At 70.5% G+C, this 16,520-nt stretch carries 13 protein-coding genes; 1 reads left to right on the top strand and 12 read right to left on the bottom strand.

What is annotated here, in order from left to right; translation table 11 throughout:
- The first annotated feature begins 12 nt into the window (after positions 1–12).
- Positions 13–1,884 carry an ArnT family glycosyltransferase gene (locus tag FB600_RS22635; RefSeq protein WP_145757371.1) on the top strand — a complete coding sequence of 624 codons (1,872 nt, stop codon included), beginning with the start codon at positions 13–15 and terminating at the stop codon, positions 1,882–1,884.
- A 112-nt stretch (positions 1,885–1,996) separates the two neighbouring features.
- Here the strand turns inward: FB600_RS22635 and FB600_RS22630 are convergent, their stop codons facing one another.
- The 12 genes from FB600_RS22630 to kdpF form a co-directional block, all read right to left on the bottom strand.
- Positions 1,997–3,256, bottom strand: coding sequence for an MFS transporter (locus tag FB600_RS22630; protein WP_096750427.1), 1,260 nt, complete (start codon positions 3,254–3,256; stop codon positions 1,997–1,999).
- The gene (locus FB600_RS22625) at positions 3,253–3,561 is read right to left on the bottom strand and encodes a hypothetical protein (RefSeq protein ID WP_127841030.1); all 309 of its coding nucleotides are present in this window, start codon (positions 3,559–3,561) and stop codon (positions 3,253–3,255) included. The genes FB600_RS22630 and FB600_RS22625 overlap by 4 nt, the downstream gene beginning before the upstream one ends.
- A gap of 58 nt (positions 3,562–3,619) precedes the next feature.
- Positions 3,620–4,033 (bottom strand): group II truncated hemoglobin, encoded by a 414-nt coding sequence (locus tag FB600_RS22620; RefSeq protein ID WP_096750426.1) that lies wholly within the window; start codon positions 4,031–4,033, stop codon positions 3,620–3,622.
- Between the two features lie 51 nt (positions 4,034–4,084).
- Positions 4,085–6,655: an ABC transporter permease gene (locus FB600_RS22615; RefSeq protein ID WP_096750425.1), complete on the bottom strand. Its 2,571-nt coding sequence runs from the start codon at positions 6,653–6,655 to the stop codon at positions 4,085–4,087.
- Positions 6,652–7,269, bottom strand: coding sequence for a DUF4126 domain-containing protein (locus FB600_RS22610; protein ID WP_098153788.1), 618 nt, complete (start codon positions 7,267–7,269; stop codon positions 6,652–6,654). Before FB600_RS22610 ends, FB600_RS22615 begins: the two co-directional genes overlap by 4 nt.
- 198 nt (positions 7,270–7,467) lie before the next feature.
- A complete protein-coding gene (gene sugE / locus FB600_RS22605; RefSeq protein ID WP_013698897.1) occupies positions 7,468–7,788 on the bottom strand; it encodes a quaternary ammonium compound efflux SMR transporter SugE in 321 nt (106 codons plus the stop codon).
- A 192-nt stretch (positions 7,789–7,980) separates the two neighbouring features.
- Positions 7,981–8,679, bottom strand: a complete 699-nt coding sequence (gene kdpE, locus FB600_RS22600) for a two-component system response regulator KdpE (RefSeq protein WP_013698898.1) — start codon at positions 8,677–8,679, stop codon at positions 7,981–7,983.
- Complete coding sequence (locus FB600_RS22595; protein WP_145757370.1) at positions 8,672–11,665, bottom strand: sensor histidine kinase; 2,994 nt, start codon at positions 11,663–11,665, stop codon at positions 8,672–8,674. Before FB600_RS22595 ends, kdpE begins: the two co-directional genes overlap by 8 nt.
- A 113-nt stretch (positions 11,666–11,778) precedes the next feature.
- Complete coding sequence (kdpC, locus tag FB600_RS22590; protein WP_036035469.1) at positions 11,779–12,360, bottom strand: potassium-transporting ATPase subunit KdpC; 582 nt, start codon at positions 12,358–12,360, stop codon at positions 11,779–11,781.
- Positions 12,361–12,372: 12 nt separating this feature from the next.
- Complete coding sequence (gene kdpB / locus FB600_RS22585; protein WP_096750423.1) at positions 12,373–14,457, bottom strand: potassium-transporting ATPase subunit KdpB; 2,085 nt, start codon at positions 14,455–14,457, stop codon at positions 12,373–12,375.
- A 127-nt stretch (positions 14,458–14,584) separates the two neighbouring features.
- Entirely contained in the window at positions 14,585–16,393 is a 1,809-nt protein-coding gene (kdpA, locus tag FB600_RS22580) for a potassium-transporting ATPase subunit KdpA (protein WP_096750422.1), read from the bottom strand.
- Positions 16,390–16,482 carry a K(+)-transporting ATPase subunit F gene (kdpF, locus tag FB600_RS22575; RefSeq protein WP_025096489.1) on the bottom strand — a complete coding sequence of 31 codons (93 nt, stop codon included), beginning with the start codon at positions 16,480–16,482 and terminating at the stop codon, positions 16,390–16,392. The genes kdpA and kdpF overlap by 4 nt, the downstream gene beginning before the upstream one ends.
- Positions 16,483–16,520 lie beyond the last annotated feature (38 nt).

Below are 16,520 nucleotides of genomic sequence, written 5' to 3'. Positions count from 1 at the left end.
AGACGTTTTTCGATGCAGGGACCTTCCACTCCCGGCGGCCCGCGCTCGTCCGCGCGCCCCCCGATTCGTCATGCCGTCCAGCCCCAGGACAGCTCGTCGGGCGCCGGCCGCCACGCCGCGCCGAGCCTGAGGCTGCCCTGGTCCAATACCGCCGCGGACGCGCCCGGCTGGCCCGCCGCGTTCGCGCAGGCCGGCTGGCGCGTCTGGGCGCTGGCCATCGCGATCGCCTGCGCCTACCTGCTGCCCGGCATCGTCGGCCACGATCCGTGGAAGCAGGACGAGACCTATACCTTCGGCATCATCCAGCACATGCTCGACACCGGCGACCTGGTGGTGCCGAGCAACGCCGGCCAGCCCTTCATGGAGAAGCCGCCGCTCTACGACTGGACCGCCGCCACGCTGGCCTGGCTGTTCGGCCGCTACCTGCCGCTGCACGACGCGGCGCGCCTGGCCAGCGCGCTGTTCGCCGCGCTCGCCTTCGGCTTCACCGCCCGCGCCGCGCGCATCGCCAGCGGTGCGCCGCGCTGGCTGGACCTCAAGGTGCTCGGCCCGCTCGCGCTTTGCGCGGGCACCCTGGTGGTGGTCAAGCACGTCCACGACATGATGACCGACGTGGCGCTGATGGCCGGCGCCGCGATAGCCTTCGCCTCGTTGCTCGAGCTGGTCGGCGAAGCAGTCATGCGCCGTCGCGCGAGCCGCTTCGCGGCGCCCGGCTTCGGCCTGGGGGTGGGCATGGCGCTGATGGCCAAGGGCCTGTTCGTGCCGCTGGTGTTCGGCGCGACGCTCGCCGCCGTGATGCTGCTGTATCCGGCCTGCCGCGGCCGCGCCTTCTTTCGCTCGCTCGGCATCGCGGGCCTGGTGCTCGCGCCGTTCGCGCTGATCTGGCCGATCGCGCTGCTGATGCGCTCGGAAACGCTGTTCATGACCTGGTTCTGGGACAACAACGTGGGGCGCTTCTTCGGCTTCTCGGTGGCCGAGCTCGGCGCCGAGAACGACAAGCCGCTGTTCATCTGGCGCGCGCTGCTGACGGTCGGCTTCCCGGTCGGGCCGCTGGCCGCCTACGCGCTCGCGGCCGGGCGCTGGCGCGCCTGGCGCGAACCCGCGGTGGCGCTGCCCACCCTGTTCGGCGGGATCGGCATGATGGTGCTGCAGATGTCGGCCACCTCGCGACAGCTCTACATCCTGCCCTTCATCGCGCCGCTCGCGCTGCTCGCGGCCGACGCCGTCGAGCGCCTGCCGCGCCGCCTCGCGCAATGCTGGGATTACGCCAGCCGGCTGATATTCGGCGCGGTGGCGATCTACGCCTGGTATGTCTGGTCGATCGTTACCTCGTATCACGCCTCGCGCGAGCCGATCCGCTGGCTCGGCCGCTGGCTGCCGCTCGACTGGACCACGCCGCTGCAACTGCCCTTCGCCTTCGCCGGCCTGGCGCTGACCCTCGGCTGGGTCTGGCTGCTGCCCTGGCTGCGTTCGACCGGCAAGTGGCGCGGCGCGCTGTCCTGGGCCGCCGGCGTGGTGCTGGTCTGGGGCCTGATCTTCACCCTGCTGCTGCCCTGGCTCGACGCGGCGAAGAGCTATCGCTCGGTGTTCGTCGACCTCGACCGCAGCCTGGCCAAGCAATGGAACGAGGGCGACTGCATGGCGAGCCTCGGGCTCGGCGAATCGGAGGCCCCGATGCTGCGTTATTTCGCCGACATCGAGCACCGCCCCGTCACCGATCCGAACCAGACGAACTGCACCTGGCTGATCGTGCAGAGCCCGCGCTCGGTCGCGCCGAAGCTCGGCGACGAGTGGGAGCCGTATTGGCAGGGCGCGCGCCCAGGGGACGACGACGAGCTGCTGCGCGTCTACGTGCGCACGCCGGCCGACACGCCGGGCCGCTGAACCGCTTGCACCGCCTGCGCCATGACAAAGGGCGCCACGTGATGAACGTGGCGCCCTTTGTCGTCATGCTTGCCGGGCGCTCATGCCCGATCGCCCGGCACGCCCTCGATGCTCAGGATTCGGCCACCGCCGCGGCAGGCTGCGGCCCGGCCGGCATCGGCGTGTCGTGCCCCGAACCCTTCACGTGCGCGACCCAGACGATGGTGATCAGCGTCATGACCACCGCCAGCCAGCCGTTGGAGCCGTAACCGACGATCGTGCCGTTCGGCCCGTTCGCCAGCAGCAGCCCGCCGACCCAGGCGCCGATCCCCATGCCCAGCGCCTGCACGGCGCTGTTCGCGCTGAGGAAGGCGCCGCGCCGCGCGGGCTCCGGCACGGTGGTGAGCAGGGCCTGCATCGGCACCATCCGGCCCGACATCGCCACCATGAAGAAGCCGAAGAAGGCGATCAGCACCACGAAGGGCATGGCCGGCAGGTGCGTGACGAGCAGCACCGGCAGCATCGACACCACCGCCGTCACGCGGAACATCTGGCGCTTGCCGTAGCGATCGGAGAGCCGGCCGATCCAGCGCGAGGTGAGCAAGGTGGCCGCGCCGCCCGCCATGTAGAGCCAGGACAACTGCTGCGGCTGCACGCCGTGATTGGCCACCAGCATCGGCGAGATGAAGGGGATCACCAGCATGTGGCCGGACATCATCACGAAGGTCAGCGCGAAGGCCTTCAGGTGGCGCGGCAGGCTGAGCAGGCTGAACAGCTGCGGCAGGATCCGCGACAGCGGCGTGGGCTGCCCGACATGCTCGGCCAGCGGCGGCACCACGCGCGTGCCGGCCAGCCAGATCGCCACCGACAGCACCACCAGCAGCAGGAACGGCGCGCTCCAGCTGAAGTGCGCGCCCAGCAGCACGCCGGCCGGCACGCCGCCGATCGCGGCCATCGAGAAGGCGGTCATGATCACGCCGGTGGCCGCGCCGCGGCGCGCCACCGGGATCACGTCGCTGACGATCGCCATCACGATCGCGCCGAGCACGCCGCCGGTGAGCCCCGCGAAGGCCCGCGCCAGCAGCAGCAGGTGGAAATTGCCGGCGAGCGCGCAGGCCAGGTTCGAGAGCGCGAACAGCGCGTAGGTCGCCTGCAGCAGGCGGCGCCGGTCGAAGCGGTCGATATAGGTGGCCGCGAACAGGCCGGACAGCCCCGAGCACAGCGAATACGCCGAAACGGCCGAGGCGAACTGCGCCGGCGTGATAGCGAAGGCATGCATGATCTGCGGGCCGAGCGGCATCATCACCATGAAGTCCATGATGACGGTGAACTGCGTGAGCGCCAGCAGCCACAGCAGGGTGCGTTCGCGCAGCGGGTTGAGCGTGATTGTCATTGGATTGCTTGCGCTCCATCGGAAAAACGCGCGGCACCAGCGCCACGCGTTTCGGGGTTGATCGTCGATCCTCGTTCGGGCGGCCGTGCATGGCGGCGGGAACCGCCGGCGACGCGCGCCTCGATATCCCGCGCGGCGCGACGCATCGCGTCTATCTTGCGGCCGAAGCGTCCAGATTTCGCCGACATTCGGTCGAGCTCGGGATGGCGGCAAGCCTGCCCCTCGCGCCTGGATATCGAAAAACATATCGAAAGATATATATCGTAAGAGCGTTTGTCAAAGAAAACATCGAGGGACGGATGCATGAAAAAAGCCCATGCACCGGCTCGTGCATGGGCTGTCTCCTCGATCGCGTCGCGCGGCTCAGCGGCGGTTGATCATCCAGTCGGCCGTGTCGTAGAACGAACGCATCAGGCGCTCGCGCAGCGGCAGGTCCAGGCCGATGTCCTCCATCGCCCAGGCCATGCAGCGCAGCCACTGGTCACGCTCCGAGCTGCCGATCGGGAACGGCAGGTGCCGCGCGCGCAGCCGCGGATGGCCGAAGCGGCTCACGTAATGATCGGGGCCGCCCAGCCAGCCGCACAGGAACCAGAAGGTCTTGTCGCGCGAGCCCTCGAGCGAGGCCGGGTGCAGCGCGCGGATGCCCGCGAACTCGGGCTCCAGGTCCATCAGGTCGTAGAAACGGTCGATCAGCTCGCGCACCCGCGCCTCGCCGCCCACCAGATCGAACGCGCTCGGTTTCGATTGCGCGTCCTCGTCGCTTGCATCGTCAGTCATGCCTCGATACTCGATCCACGGAAAAGCGCAACGATACCGCAGTCGCCGCGCTCAGGCGTCGCGCAGGGTGCGCAGCGCCGGGCGCGACAGCACCGCGCGCAGGCTCCACCAGCCGGCCGCGCCCGCGCAGACGATGCCCGCCGCGATACCAGCCGGCACCACCCAGGGATTGAGCGCCAGCTCGAACTGGAACACCAGGGTGGCCAGCACCGAGCCGATCGCCAGCGCGCCGGCCGCCGCGCACACGCCGGCCAGCGTGCCGACGATCACGAACTCGGCGCGCTGCACCGCCCCCACCTGCTGGCGCGAGGCGCCCAGCGCGCGCAGCAGCGCGGCCTCGCGTGCGCGCTCGTCGCGGCTGCCGGCCAGCGCGGTGTACAGCACCAGGATGCCGGCGGCCAGCGTGAAGCCGAACAGCAGTTGCACCGCACCCACCACCTGCAGCAGCACGCGCTCAATCTGCGCCAGGATCGGCGCCACGTCGATCGCCGTGATGCCGGGCTGGCGCGCGATCAGGCCGTCGATCAGGCGCGCGCGCCCGGGCGGCAGGTGGAAGCTGGTGATGTACATGGCCGGGAAATCCTGCAGCGCGGCCGGCGGCATCAGCACGAAGAAGTTGACGCGGAAGGTGCCCCAGTCGAGCTTGCGGATGCTGGTGACGGGCGCGTCGACGGTCAGGCCGGTGACGTCGAAGCGCAGCGTGTCGCCGAGCTTCACGCCGAGCGTCTTGGCCAGCCCCGCCTCGATCGAGATCTGCGGCTTGGGCGAATCGCTGAACCAGCGGCCCTCGACCACGCGATTGTCGTCGGGCAGTTGGGTCGTGTACGAGAGATTGAATTCGCGGTCGACCAGCCGGCGCGCGTTCGCATCGGGATAGCTGTCGGGATTCACCGCCTTGCCGTCGATCGCGATCAGGCGGCCGCGCACCATCGGCTGCAGCGGCGCGTCGTCGATGCCGTGCGAGGCGAGATAGCGCACCACGTCGGGCCGCTGGTCGGGCTGGATGTCGATCAGGAACTGGTTCGGCGCATCGGGCGGCGTGGACTTGCGCCAGCCGGCGACCAGGTCGTCGCGCGTGATCGAGATCAGCAGCAGGCACATCAGGCCGAGCGAGAGCGCGGTGATCTGCAGCGCGCTGGCGCCGCCGCGCCGGTGCAGCGAGGCGATCGCATAACGCCAGCCGAGCCCGGCGCCGACCCGCGCGTCGCGCACCGCGCGCGCGGCCAGCCACAAGGTGGCGCGCGCCAGCGCCGCGAACAGCACCAGCGCGCCGGCGAAGCCGCCCGCGACGATCAGGCCGAGCCGCAGGTTGCCGGCCGCCGCCACCAGCAGCGCCGCGAACAGCAGCACGCCGAGCGCGTAGCCGAGCCAGGCGCTGCGGCCCGCCTCGCCCCACTCGCGACGCAGCACGCGCACCGGCGGCACGCGCGTGAGCGGCATCAGCGGCGGCAGCGCGAAACCGAGCAACAACACCAGACCCGCGCCGATACCGACCAGCGCGGGCACGATACCAGGCTGCGGCAGCACCACGTCGATCAGGCTGCCCAGCGCGGCCAGCAAGGCGAGGTGGCCCGCGTAGCCGAGCGCCGCGCCCAGCAGGCCCGAGCCCAGGCCGAGCGCGATGAATTCGAGCGTAAACAGCCCGGCCAGCGTGCGCTGGCTGGTGCCGAGGCAGCGCATCGCCGCGCAGCCGTCGAGATGGCGGCGCATGTAGCGCTGCGCGGCCATCGCGATCGCCACCGCCGACAGCAGCGCCGTGAGCAGCGACACCAGGGTCAGGAAGTGACGCGCGCGATCGAGCGTCTCGCGCACCTGCGGCTGCCCTTCCTGCAGCGATTCGAGCGCGACGCCGCGCAGCTTGCCGCCGTCCACGCGCTGGTGCGCGAACTCGGCGAAGCGCGCCACCGCCGCGTCGGGGCCCGCCACCAGCAGGCGATAGGTCACGCGGCTGCCATAGCCGACCAGCCCGGTCGAGGCGAGCTCGTCCTCGCGCAGCATCAGGCGCGGCGAGAAATTGACGAAGGAGAAGCCGCGATCGAGTTCGCGCGTGATCGCCGCCGAGATGGTGAACGTGCGCTGGCCGACGCGCACCGCGTCGCCGACCTTCAGGTGCAGCGCGTCGAGCAGCGCCGGATCGGCCCACACGGTGCCGGGCGCGGGGATCGACTCGGCCGGGCGCCCCGGCGCGCTCGCGGTACCCGCGATCTCGACCCGCCCGCGCAACGGATAGCTGCCCGACACGGCCTTCACGGCCGCCAGCCGCGACGGCGCGTTCGCGCCGGTGCCGCCGACCATGCTGGGGAAGATCGCCGTGGAGGCGGTGGCGAGGCCGTCGGCGCGCGCGGCGGCGGCGAAGGACGGATCGACGGGATGATCGGCGCGCACCACGAAATCGGCGCCGAGCATCTGGCGCGCATCGCGTTCGAGCCCCTGGCGCAGCCGGTCGGACAGGAAACCGACGCTGGTCAGCGCGGCGACCGCCAGCACCAGCGCCAGCACGAGCAGGGTCAACTCGCCCGAGCGCCAGTCGCGCATCGTCATCCGGATCGATTGCCGTACCAGTTCGCCCGGCGTGAGACGCGCGCCGCGCGCGGCGCGCCCTGCTTCATGCTGCTTGGTCAATCCCGCTTGCCTCCGAGTGAATTGAAACGCGACACCATCTGGTGCGCCATGCCGCGGAACCCGCCCGACACGCCGCGCCAGAGCCGGGGCAGCGCCCAGGCGGCGAAGGCGACGAAGCCGACCATCAGCAGCAGGAACAGCAGCGGCACGAAGAAGGCCAGCGCGAGGCCCGCGAATACCAGGCCGTCCTCGGTGGCCGAGGCGATCCAGTTCGAGATCGGCTCGGGCGAGAGATTGATCAGCGCGCGCGTGCCGGCCTTCGCGACATGGGCCGAGCCGGCCAGGGTGCCGCCGGCGAGGCCCGCCACCGCCAGCATGGCGGGATCGGCATGGCCGAGCGCGCCGGCGGCCAGCACGGCGCCGGCCGGAATCCGGATGAAGGTATGGATCGCGTCCCAGAGCGAATCGAAGGCGGGGATCTTGTCGGCGAGGAATTCGGCGATCGCCAGCACGGCGGCGGTGCCGATCACCCAGGGAGACATCAGCACCGTCAGCGTGTCGGGCAGGTGCACGAGGCCGGTACGCGCCAGCACGCCGGCGATCAGTACCGTCAGATAGAGGCGCAGCCCGCTCGCCCAGGCGAGCCCCGCGCCGAGCGAAATGGCCTCGACCATGTGCGGTCTCCTTGCGCGTGGTACGCGCCTGCCGGCGCGGCGGCCGGCTGAACGGAAGCGCCGCCGGCGCCCGGACGGGCGGCCGGCGGCGTATTTCCGAGAGAATGTTCCTGCATTATAGACGCGGCGCAGCACGCGCCGCTCGGGAACCGCCCGAGGCCGTGCCCGGCGCGCAACGGCGCCGGCGCGGGCAGGAACTCAGGCGGCCGAGGACAGCTTCAGGCCGATCAGCCCGATCACGATCAGCGAGGCGCTCGCCACGCGCGCGAAGGTGACGGCCTCGCCCATCAGCAGCACCCCGAAGATGAAGGCACCAACCACGCCGATGCCGGTCCACACCGCGTAGGCGGTGCCGAGCGGCAACTGGCGCATGGCCACGGCGAGCAGCACGAAGCTGCCGATCGCGGTAACGATGGTGAAGACCGACGGCCAGAGCCGCGTGAAACCTTCGGACGACTTCATGCCGGCGGCCCAGGCGATTTCGAGAAGACCGGCGATGAAAAGCAGGATCCAGGACATGGGGATAACTCCACTGGGAAGGACGGGGCCGTCCCCGTGGATTCAATTGACGCGCCGGGGCGTCCCGGGCAGTTGCGGATTATAACAAAGTGCTTACGAAACGGCAGCGACGCCCCTGCCGGCGACAGGGGATGTCGATGGAAAATCGGGGCAACATCGCCTGGCGCCCTGCCCGCTAGCGATCGCCTACGCTCAGGCCGCGCCGACCAGCCGATAGCCCACCCCGGTTTCCGTCACGATGTGCTCCGGCTGCGCCGGATCGGCCTCGAGCTTCTGGCGCAGATGCGCCATGTAGATGCGCAGGTAGTGATGGCTCTCGACATGCGAAGGCCCCCACACGTCGCGCAGCAACTGGCGGTGGGTCAGCACGCGGCCGGCATGGCGCACCAGGGTGGCCAGCAGCCGGTATTCGAGCGGCGTGAGATGCACCGGCTCGCCGCCGCGCGTGACGATGCGCAGCGCCAGGTCGACCTTGACCGCGCCGAAGCTCACGCTCGGCGTGTCGTTGGCCCCGCCCAGGTTGCGCCGACGCAGGTGGGCGCGGATCCGCGCCAGCAGTTCGGACACGCCGAACGGCTTGGTCAGGTAGTCGTCGGCGCCGGCGTCGAGCGCGGCCACCTTCTCGTCCTCGCGCGTGCGCGCCGACAGCACGATCACCGGCAATTCGGACCACCCGCGCAGCTCGCGGATCACGTCCAGCCCGTCGGTATCGGGCAGGCCGAGATCGACGATCACCAGGTCGGGCTTGCGCGTGGCGGTCTCGATCAGCCCCTGCTTGCCGGTTTCCGCGTCGAACACCGCGATGCCCTCGGCCTCGAGCGCGGTGCGCACGAAGCGGCGGATCTGTTTTTCGTCTTCGATCAGGACGACGGTCAGCGTCGGTTCACTCATGGTCGGCATTCTTGGGGGATGGCGAAAGCGGCGCCCCGGCATCGGCGGCACCGGGCACATGGCGCGAGCCGGCGGCCTGGTCGTCGCGCCGGGGCGCGTCGATCGCGTCGACGTCCTCGGCCTCGTCGATCGCGTCGGCCTCGTCGACATCGGGCACGGGCGGCGGCGCGTCGACCGGCAGCGTGAACCAAAAGCTCGCGCCGGCCACCGAGCCGTCCGGCGCGAGCCGGTTGCGCGCGCCGATTCTACCGCCGTGCGCGTCGACGATCGCCCGGCAGATCGCCAGGCCCAGCCCGATGCCGGGCGTGGCCGATTCCTTCTCGCCGCGCGTGAACTTGTCGAAGATGCGCGCCTCCATGCCGGCGCGCAGGCCCGGGCCATGGTCGTCGACGCTCACGCGCACGAAGGGCTTGCCGTCCTCCTCGATCGCCTCGGCGCCGATCGTCAGGCCCGTGCCGGGCGGCGTGTACTTGGCGGCGTTCTCGAACAGGTTGGCGAACAGCCGCTCCATCAGCACCGCATCGGTCTGCAGCAGCGGCAGGTCGGCCGGCAGCCGCACCTGCACCGGGTGCCGCGCCAGCACGCGCTTGCAGGCCGCCAGCGCGGCGCCCACCGTCTCCTCCAGCAGCGACCACTGGCGCTTGAGCTGCAGGCTGCCGGCCTGCAGCCGCGCCATGTCGAGCAGGTTGGTGACGATGCCGGTCATGCGCAGCGCCTCGTCGTGGATCGCCTCGACCAGCTCGTGCTCGCGGTCGGCGGGCTGGTCGCCGTCGCCGGCGGCAGCCTCGTTGCCGCCGGCCGCCGCCGGCAAGGCCGCCGGAGCCGCGGCCGCCGCGCCCGCCTTCGCCCTGGCCGCATCGGCATGCATGCCGGCCAGCATCGACGAGAACCCGACGATGGTGGTCAACGGCGTGCGCAGGTCGTGCGAGATCGCCGACAGGAGCGAATTGCGCAGCCGCTCCGACTCCATGCTGACCAGCGCGTCGCGCGCGATCTCGACGTAATGCACCCGCTCGAGCGCCAGCGCGATCTGCGCGGCGAAGGCATCGAGCATGCGCTGCTGCTCGGGCGCGTCGAGCTCGCGGCTGTCCTGCGTGACCACCGCCAGCACGCCGCGCGTGCGCATCGGCGCCTTCAGCGGCAGGTAGCGCGCCAGTGCCGCCGGCAGCGTGTCGGTGCCGCGCCCGGCCGGCTTCTGCTGGTCATAGACCCACTGCCCGACATCGGTATCGAGCGAAGCGCCGGTCAGCGTCACCGCCTCGTCGGGATTCTCGATCTTCTGGCGCACCTGGTCGGCGCCGTCGGGCAGCAGCATCGCCACGCGCGCACGGAACACCTCGGCCACGTGGCGGCTGCCGATCTCGACGATCTGCTCGGCGGCGAGCGCGGCGGCCAGCTCGCGCGCCATCGCGTACATCGCGCCGGTGCGCCGCTCGCGCCGCTCGGCCACGCCGGCCGAGCGCGTCAGGCTGGAGGTCAGGTGGCTGATCACCAGCGAGGTCAGCAGCATGCCGAAGAAGGTCAGCAGGTACTGCGTGTCGCTGACCGACAGCGACATGCGCGGCGGCACGAAGAAGAAATCGAAGGCCGCCACCGACAGGAAGGACTGCATCACGCCCGGTCCGCGCCCGAGCCTGACCGCGCTGAACACCACGCCGAGCAGGTAGAGCATCACCAGGTTGGTCAGGTCCAGGCGCGCCTGCGCGATGGCGGCCACGCCGGTCAGGGCCGCGCAGATCAGCGCGGCCGTCACGTAGTGGCGCGGCGGCGAGCGTTCGCCGGCCAGCCGCGAGAAGGCCTCGCGCCAGGCGCGCACGCCCGCGTCGGACTCGCCGTGGCGCGGGTCGTCCTGCGCCGAGGTGCGCAGCAGCATCAGGTCGAGATCGCCGGCACGCTCGGCCAGCCGCTCGCCGAACGGCCGCGCCAGGCGCCGCAGCAGGCCGGTGCGCGGCGAGCCGCCGGCCACCAGCTTGGAGACGTTGCGCACCTGCGCATAACCGATCAGCGCGGCCACCGGGTCGGCGCCGGCCAGCGTCACGGTCTCGGCGCCGAGCTCGGCCGCCAGCTTGAGCGCATCGAGCGGGCGGCGCCGGCGCGCATCGTCGAGCCGCTGCGAGCGCGGCGTCTCGACATAGACGGCGATCCAGTCGGCCTTCAGCCCGGCCGCCAGGCGCGCCGCCGCGCGCACCAGGGTGGGCGCCTCGGGGCCCGCCCCGACGCACACCAGTAGCCGCTCGCGCGCCTGCCAGATGCGCGCGATCGAGCGATCGGCGCGGTATTCGCGCATCTGCGCGTCGACGCGATCGGCGGTGCGGCGCAGCGCCAGCTCGCGCAGCGCGATCAGGTTGCCCTTGCGGAAGAAGTTGCGCACCGCCCGCTCGGCCTGCTGCGCCATGTAGACCTTGCCGTCGCGCATGCGCTCCAGCAGTTCCTCGGCCGGCAGGTCGACCAGGGTGACCTCGTCGGCCGCGTCGAACACGCGATCGGGCACGGTCTCCCAGACGCGGATGCCAGTGATCGCGCCGACCACGTCGTTGAGGCTCTCCAGGTGCTGGACGTTGACCGTGGTGTAGACGTCGATGCCGGCGTCGAGCAGCTCGTGCACGTCCTGCCAGCGCTTCAGGTGGCGCGAGCCCGGCAGGTTCGAATGGGCCAGCTCGTCGACCAGCACCAATTGCGGACGACGCGCCAGCGCCGCGTCGAGGTCGAACTCGGCCAGCTCGCGCCCGCGATGCGAGACCGCCAGCGGCGGCAGCAGCTCGAGCCCCTCGACCAGCGCCGCGGTCTCGCGCCGCCCATGCGTCTCGACGATGCCCACCAGCACGTCCACGCCCTCGTCGGCGCGCGCGCGGGCGGCCTGCAGCATCGCGTAGGTCTTGCCGACGCCGGCCGAGGCGCCGAAGAAGATCTTCAGCCGGCCGCGCTGCTGCCTCTCCTCCTCGCGCTGGATCTTGTCGAGAAGCTGGTCGGGATCGGGACGGTTCATGCGGATTGGCGCGCGCCGGTTGTCGGGAGGCGCTTCATTGTCGTGCCAAATCCCGGAAAAAGAAAAGGCGGCGCGGGAGTGCCGCGCCGCAAGGCAAGTCCGTGCCGGTCAGGTCAGTGCGCGGACTTCGTCGAGTCGAGGGCCAGGTTCAGCGCCAGCACGTTCACGCGCGGCTCGCCGAGCAGGCCGAACTGGCGGCCCTTGGTGTTGGCGTCGACCAGTTGGCGCACCGCGTCGGCCGACAGGCCGCGCGCGCGCGCGACGCGCTCGACCTGGTAGGCCGCCGCGGCCGGACTGATCTCCGGGTCCAGGCCGCTGCCCGAGGCGGTCACCAGGTCGACCGGCACCGGCTGCGACATGTCGGTGCCCGCCGCCTTGAGCGCGTCGAGCCGGCCCTTGACCTGGTCGGCCAGCGCCGGGTTGGTCGGGCCGAGGTTCGAGGCGCTCGAACCCTGGGCGTTGTACGGCATCGGGCTGGTGGCCGACAGGCGGCCCCAGAAGTATCGCGGCGCATCGAAGGGCTGGCCGATCAGCGCGGAGCCGACCGTCCTGCCGTTTTGCTCGATCAGGCTGCCGCCCGCCTGCGACGGGAAGGCCACCGAGCCGAAGGCGGTCATCACCGCCGGATAGACGAGCCCCGTGACGGCGGTCAGCACCGCGAACAGGACGACGAGCGGACGAAACATGGATTTCATGGCGAAGCTTCCTTATACCCAGCCGAGGGCGGCGAGCACGATGTCGATCAGCTTGATGCCGACGAACGGCACCAGGATCCCGCCGAGCCCGTAGACCAGCAGGTTGCGGCGCAGCAGGGTGGCCGCGCCGAGCGCGCGGTAGCGCACGCCCTTGAGCGCCAGCGGGATCAGCGCGACGATGATCAGCGCGTTGAAGATCACCGCCGACATGATGGCCGAGGTCGGGGTGGCCAGATGCATCACATTCAGCGCATTGAGCTGCGGATAGGTGGTCGCGAAGGCCGCCGGGATGATCGCGAAATACTTCGCGACGTCGTTGGCGATCGAGAAGGTGGTCAGCGAGCCGCGCGTCATCAGCATCTGCTTGCCGATCTCGACGATCTCGATCAGCTTGGTCGGATTCGAGTCGAGGTCGACCATGTTGCCGGCTTCCTTGGCCGCCTGGGTGCCGGTGTTCATGGCCACCGCCACGTCGGCCTGGGCCAGCGCCGGCGCGTCGTTGGTACCGTCGCCCGTCATCGCCACCAGCCGGCCCGCCGACTGGTGCTCGCGGATCGTCGCGAGCTTGGTCTCGGGGGTGGCCTCGGCGAGGAAGTCGTCGACCCCGGCCTCGGCCGCGATCGCCGCCGCGGTCAGGCGGTTGTCGCCGGTCACCATCACGGTCTTGATGCCCATCTTGCGCAGCTCGGCGAAGCGCTCCTTGATGCCGCCCTTGACGATGTCCTTCAGCTCGATCACGCCCAGCACGCGCGCGCCGCCGCCCTGGCGCTCGGCCACCACCAGCGGCGTGCTGCCCTTGCGGGCCACCTCGTCGACGGCGCGCCGCACGTCCTCGGGGAAACGCGCGCCGTGCATCTCCACATACTGGCGGATCGCATCGGCCGCGCCCTTGCGGATCTCGCGATCCGGCAGGTCGACGCCGCTCATGCGGGTCTGCGCCGAGAAGCCGATGAAGGTGGCCTGCAGGGCGGCCATGTCGCGCTGGCGCAGGTTGAAGCGGGTCTTGGCCAGCACCACGATGCTGCGCCCTTCCGGGGTCTCGTCGGCCAGCGAGGAGAGTTGCGCGGCATCGGCCAGCGCCTCTTCGGTCACGCCCGAAGCCGGCAGGAACTCGGACGCCTGGCGGTTGCCGAGCGTGATGGTGCCGGTCTTGTCGAGCAGCAGCACGTCGACGTCGCCGGCCGCCTCGACCGCGCGGCCCGAGGTGGCGATCACGTTGGCCTGCATCATGCGGCTCATGCCGGCCACGCCGATCGCGGACAGCAGCCCGCCGATGGTGGTCGGGATCAGGCATACCAGCAGCGCCACCAGGGCGGTGATGGTCACCACGTGGCCGGCCTTCATCGCGTCGACCGAGAAGATCGAGAACGGCAGCAGCGTGGCGGTGGCCAGCAGCATCACGATGGTCAGCGCCACCAGCAGGATGGTCAGCGCGATCTCGTTGGGCGTCTTCTGGCGCTTGGCGCCTTCCACCATGGCGATCATGCGGTCGAGGAAGGCCTCGCCCGGGTTGGCCGTGACCTTCACCACGATCCAGTCGGACAGCACGCGCGTGCCGCCCGTCACCGAGGAGAAGTCGCCGCCCGATTCGCGGATCACCGGCGCCGATTCGCCGGTGATCGCCGATTCGTCGACCGAGGCCACGCCGTCGACCACCTCGCCGTCGGCGGGAATGGTGTCGCCGGCCTCGACCAGCACCACGTCGCCGCGGCGCAGCTCGCTGGCGGTGGTGATGCGGATCGGCGACTTCGGATGCGGCTCGTTGAGCTTCTTGGCCATCACATCCTTCTTGGCGCTGCGCAGCGAGGCCGCCTGGGCCTTCGAGCGGCCCTCGGCCAGCGCCTCGGCGAAGTTCGCGAACAGCACCGTGAACCAGAGCCACAGCGTGACCGCCAGGATGAAGCCGGCCGGCGCCTCGGCCTGGCCGAGCAGGGCCGCGATCCAGAGGATCGTGGTCAGCACGCTGCCGACGTAGACGCAGAACATCACCGGATTGCGGAACTGCGTGCGCGGCGTGAGTTTCTTGAACGACTCGACGATCGCCGGGCGCAGCAGCGCCGGGTCGAACATCGATCGTGTAGCGGAATGTTGATTCATCGTGATCCTCGATGGCATCGCGGACGATGCGCGGATACCTTGTTTCCCGTGTTCCTGTTGCCTGTGTCGCGTGGTTTCGCCCCGGCGGCAGGGCGGCGGCGCGCGGCCGCCCTGCCCGGGCGCGTTCTCAATGGCTGCCCGAGAACAGCATCAGATGCTCGACGCCGGGGCCGAGCGCGAGCGCCGGCACGTAGGTGAGCGCGCCCACCAGCAGCACCGAGCCCAGCAGCAGCACCACGAACAGCGGGCCGTGCGTGGGCAGCGTGCCGCTGGTGGCGGCGATGCGCTTCTTGGCCGCCAGCGAGCCGGCGATCGCCAGCACCGGCACGATCGTGCCGAAACGGCCGAACCACATCGCGATCGCCGTCAGCCAGTTGTAGAACGGCGTGCTCACCGTGAGGCCGGCGAACGCACTGCCGTTGTTGTTGGCCGCCGAGCTGAACGCATAGAGGATCTCCGAGAAACCGTGCGGGCCCGGGTTGGCGATCCCTGCGCGGCCCGCGTCGGCGAGCACCGCGATCGAGGTGCCCACCAGCACCAGCAGCGGCGTGAGCAGCACCACGATCGACACCATCTTCATCTCGTAGGACTCGATCTTCTTGCCGACGTACTCGGGCGTGCGGCCGATCATCAGGCCCGCCACGAACACCGCCAGCAGCGCGAACACCAGCATCCCGTACAGGCCCGAGCCGACTCCGCCGAAGATCACCTCGCCGAGCTGGATCAGCAGCATCGGCACCAGGCCGCCGACCGGCGTCAGCGAGTCGTGCGCGCCGTCCACCGCGCCGCACGAGGCGGCCGTGGTCGCCACCACGAACAGGCTGGTCTGGGCGATGCCGAAGCGGGTTTCCTTGCCTTCCATGTTGCCGCCGGCCTGCAGTGCGCCGGACGACTGGTCGACGTGCAGCGCGCTGAAGGTCGGGTTGCCGCGCTGCTCGGAACCGGCCTCGATGCCCACCGCCACCGCGAAGGCCACCGTCATCGCCGCGAGCACCGCCACGCCTTGTCGACGGTCGCCGATCATGCGGCCGAACACCAGGCAGAGCGCGGCCGGCAGGATCAGGATCGAGAGGATCTGCACGAAGTTCGAGAACGGCGTCGGGTTCTCGAACGGGTGCGCCGAATTGCCGTTGAAGAAGCCGCCGCCGTTGGTGCCGAGCATCTTGATCGCCTCCTGCGAGGCGACCGGGCCCATCGCGATGGTCTGCGTCTTGAGCGGCGTGGCCACCGTCACCGGATTGCCCTTGTCGTCCTTGACCGGGTTGCCCTGCGCGTCGAGCTTGGGCGCCTGGTAGCTGCTGGCCTGCAGGGTCGGCACGTCGGTATAGGCGCGGAAGTTCTGGATCACGCCCTGGCTCATCAGCAGGCCCGCCACCACCATCGACATCGGCACCAGCACGTAGAGCGTCACGCGCGTGAGGTCGACCCAGAAGTTGCCGATGGTCTTCGCGGTATGGCGAGCGAAGCCGCGGATCAGCGCGACCACCACCACGATCCCGGTGGCCGCCGACAGGAAGTTCTGCACTGTCAGGCCCAGCATCTGGGTCAGGTAGCTGACCGTCTGCTCGGGCGAGTAGTCCTGCCAGTTGGTGTTGGTGACGAAGCTGACCGCGGTATTGAAGGCGCCGTCCACCGTCATCGGCGCGAACTGCTGCGGGTTGCCGGGCAGCCATTGCTGGATGCGCAGCAGCAGGTAGAGGAAGAACACGCCCAGCACGTTGAAGGCGATCGCCGCCAGCGCGTACTGCTTCCACGACATCTCGGCGCCGGCATCGACCCCGGCGATCCGGAACAAGGCGCGTTCGAGCGGGCCGAACACGCGCAGCACGCGCGAGGAGCCATCCATCACGCGCGTCAGGTAGCCGGCGACGGGCACCGCCAGCGCCAGCAGCACGACGAGGAAGATCCCCGCCTGCAAGAGGTTGTTCGCATTCATTCGATATCCTCCGCGCGCAGCAGCGCGTAGACCAGATAAGCGAACAACAGCGCGGTCGACAGCCCCGCGAGCCACAGCATCCAGTTCATTGACGCCCCCCGCGACCATATTGCGAGAGCTTGTCGCA

The organism is Burkholderia sp. SJZ089 (assembly GCF_007828315.1).
Classification (GTDB): Bacteria; Pseudomonadota; Gammaproteobacteria; order Burkholderiales; family Burkholderiaceae; genus Burkholderia; species Burkholderia gladioli.
The sequence above is the reverse complement of the archived record's forward strand: the minus strand, read 5'-3'. Positions and strand labels throughout refer to the sequence as shown.